At 33.4% G+C, this 308-nt stretch carries 1 protein-coding gene; it reads right to left on the bottom strand.

Annotation, left to right across the window (positions count from 1 at the left end; translation table 11 throughout):
- A partial coding sequence (locus JKP73_RS22510; protein ID WP_200412021.1) for an MgtC/SapB family protein occupies window positions 1-308 on the bottom strand: 308 nt, incomplete at both ends.

Raw genomic sequence — 308 nt, 5'->3', positions numbered from 1 at the left:
AAATATATTTCGCAAGTCATTTTCTATTTTGATGATCTCTACTTCTTTTATTGTTAAATTAAATTTTTCAAAAGCAGCAACAACTTCATTTACATGTAAACCAGGTAATGTAACAATTTGTATTAAATTCGTGCTGCCACCACGTCTAAACAATCGCTCAAAGTTATTAAGAAAAATTAAACTCAATAAAATAACCAACGTTGTAAAAACAGCTGCTGCGTACATTCCTGCTCCGACTACTAAACCTAGTCCAGCTACGGTCCATATAGAAGCAGCAGTTGTTAAACCACGAATGGTTCCACCATAAA

Source organism: Virgibacillus salexigens, from assembly GCF_014905415.1.
Taxonomy (GTDB): domain Bacteria; phylum Bacillota; class Bacilli; order Bacillales; family Amphibacillaceae; genus Virgibacillus; species Virgibacillus salexigens.
This window is presented reverse-complemented; position numbering and strand designations above follow the sequence as displayed.